Raw genomic sequence first — 2666 nt, forward strand, 5'->3', positions numbered from 1 at the left:
GTAAGGAGGTCGAGATCAAGTATTATTGGATGAAATATTGTTTCCTCGTCCCTTAGCCGCCGATTAACGGTGGTGTTTACGGTAGTTTCGTGGAGAGCAGTTAAAGGAGTGACTAAACACGTCATTAAAGCGACTAATGGATTGAAAGCCCGACTTTAGCGCGATTTCAGTAATGGCTTCGTCACAGGTGGTTAATAGTCGTTGAGCGTGGGATAACCGGTGTTGAGTTAGGTAATTGATCAGTGTGGTGCCAAAGCTTTTTTGAAATAAATTCATAGCGTAATTGGGGTGCAGGCCAACCAGTTCAGCGATGTTTTGTACGGTGATTTTTTGTGTGTAATTTTGTGCAATAAAGAATGCCATTTTTTCAACTTTCGTCAAATCAGAATTAGAGACGAGAGTAAGACCTTTGGTGCTTGCTTCTGCGGAATAGTGTGCCGCCAATCGTGTGAGTCGCGCTTGCATTTCGAGCAGTACGGGCTGTTCCGCATACTGTGAATGCCCCATTAAATCAGCGGCCCAACTTTCCAATAATTGCACATCTTTATCGGCCTTGTGAACTTGTGATTCGCTGAGCAGCTGGCCTTGCATTAATGCCTGAACAAAACTGTCTGGCAGCCGCCACTGTAAAAATTCTTGCAGGGGAATAGTTGCTACGAGATAAGGTTTTTCGTTTTCGAAGTCGATGACTTGATGCGGAATAGCGCCCCAAAATAAGCTTAATCGACCTGATTCTACAGTGGTTTTTTTACCACCTAGCATATAAGTGATAGAGCCTTCGGGAATAAGGTTGATTTCAATTTCGTTGTGGTGATCTGGGCGAGACATGATGGAGGGTTGCCAGTACATACACGTTAAACCATAGGGTTCAAAATGCGGCCGGGTATGATCAAAAGATACGCTACTATTATTCATTACAAGCAGAACCAGCGGTAGAAAGTGAATGCTATGCGTATTGCGTTTAAACACACATCGTTTAACTTTGCCTATGATCGGTTAAAAATCAATTACTTTTAAGTTAAATTTTATTTTCAGTCGTGACGAGTTTCGCATATTTGGCTTTACCGGTTATTTTTTTGGTAAAGCCATTTTTGTGGGATGATTATCACCGTCTTCCTTAATGCCTATTAATTGCTCGGCTGCCGGGTATATCCCTCGTCACTCAATATGCCGCTATAAAGTTTGATGTAACTCTCAAAATTCAATAATTCTAAGTTGTACTTCTTCAAATTACTTCTTAGCCTAAATATTTATGATAACGTTAACTTTTTGGTGGTCTGCGCATTAATCGGTGGCCGTAATAATCGTCTAGGGGAGGTTTACTCATGAGTCATAAAGACACTTTATTCAGCAAGTATTTTGGCATGAACGCTAAGCGTTTGATGCTTCTTACCTTTTGCAGTATAGCCTTGCCTTGCGTGGCATTAACGGGGGCGTACCAGCCACCCGACGGGGAAAAAATACTGATCGTTGGGCAAGACACTATCAGTATTGATGCTTATAACGATTCCATCGGTATAACGCCCGGTGGAGTGACGACCTATATTAACTTGAGCGATTTGAGCGGTTTGATCACGCAGGTGGATAATGGCGGGGGGCCGAATAATGCGGGTTATTTGCAGGCAAATTACCCGAACAGTGTGCATGCCATGGCGGTTTATTTGGTGAATCAGCTTGATGGCGTTAACAGTGGTTTTTACGATGGCGAGATGGATGAGTTAATTCGTATTTTGGCCAGTTGGGAGCGCCCGATATTTTTGCGTTGGGGCTATGAGGCCGATGGCGCTTGGAACGGTTATGACCCCGAGGCTTATCGCTTGGCGTTTCGGCGTATGGCCAATAAAGTAAAGGCTGCTGGCGCAACAAATATCGTGATGGTGTGGCAGGTTGCTAGCTACTGTGGCGGTTCTTTGGGCGGGCGTTCATTTCAGGATTGGTATCCCGGTGATGAGTATGTTGATTGGCTGGGCATGTCTTACTTTACACCGCAAGATTGTAATAACACCGCCGTGGATAGCTTTATAGACTTTGCTCGCACCAAGCAAAAGCCGGTTTTAATTGCTGAGTCTGCATCGCAACGCTATGACCTTGAGCAGGGCACTTACAACGCAAGCGCACAGCGCACACTGGCGGATCAAAACAAAACAGGCGAACAAATTTGGAACGAGTGGTTTGCTAATTATTTTAATTTCATTGAACGCAATGATGATTTAATTAAAGCTGTTGCCTATATTAATGCCGACTGGGATTCCCAAGCATTGTGGAAAGCACCTTATCCTGAAGGTTATTGGGGCGATACTCGCGTTCAAACCAATAATTATATTCGTGATTTATGGGTTGCCGAAATTAATGGAGAGGGTTGGTTGAATGCTTCGGCGGGTTTATTTGAGCTGTTAAAAAATGGTGAGGGAGTGGGCAGCTCTTCGTCGTCAATCGACTCAAGTTCTTCTAGCGCTGATGCTGACAGTTCAAGCAGTATCGGGAGTTCTACTAGCTCCTCTGCCCGGCAAAGCAGTAGTGCCAGCAGTGGCGGTGTTAGCTTGGGGAGTGCGGATAAACTACTGCCTTGGTTGCTCTTTGTGGCGGTGCTTAGAGGGGGGGCTATAAGGCGTACTCGTTTATTGCAGTTGGCTAAGGGGCGTGCATGAAATAACTTCCCGTTTTTG

At 44.7% G+C, this 2666-nt stretch carries 2 protein-coding genes; one reads left to right on the forward strand and one right to left on the reverse strand.

Annotation, left to right across the window (positions count from 1 at the left end; all coding sequences use genetic code 11):
* Positions 1-63 precede the first annotated feature (63 nt).
* Positions 64-915 carry a helix-turn-helix domain-containing protein gene (locus tag AC3A8L_RS21060; RefSeq protein ID WP_487964245.1) on the reverse strand — a complete coding sequence of 284 codons (852 nt, stop codon included), beginning with the start codon at positions 913-915 and terminating at the stop codon, positions 64-66.
* 410 nt (positions 916-1325) lie between these two features.
* Here AC3A8L_RS21060 and AC3A8L_RS21065 point away from each other — a divergent pair, with 410 nt between their 5' ends.
* Complete coding sequence (locus AC3A8L_RS21065) at positions 1326-2648, forward strand: glycosyl hydrolase (protein WP_487964246.1); 1323 nt, start codon at positions 1326-1328, stop codon at positions 2646-2648.
* The last annotated feature ends 18 nt before the right edge of the window (positions 2649-2666 follow it).

This window comes from Marinagarivorans sp. (assembly GCF_982758155.1).

Bases quoted from the DNA above. Each gene is read 5' to 3' on its own strand.
- AC3A8L_RS21060 (WP_487964245.1), bottom strand. From the start codon at position 915: ATGAATAATAGTAGCGTATCTTTTGATCATACCCGGCCGCATTTTGAA.
- AC3A8L_RS21065 (WP_487964246.1), top strand. From the start codon at position 1,326: ATGAGTCATAAAGACACTTTATTCAGCAAGTATTTTGGCATGAACGCT.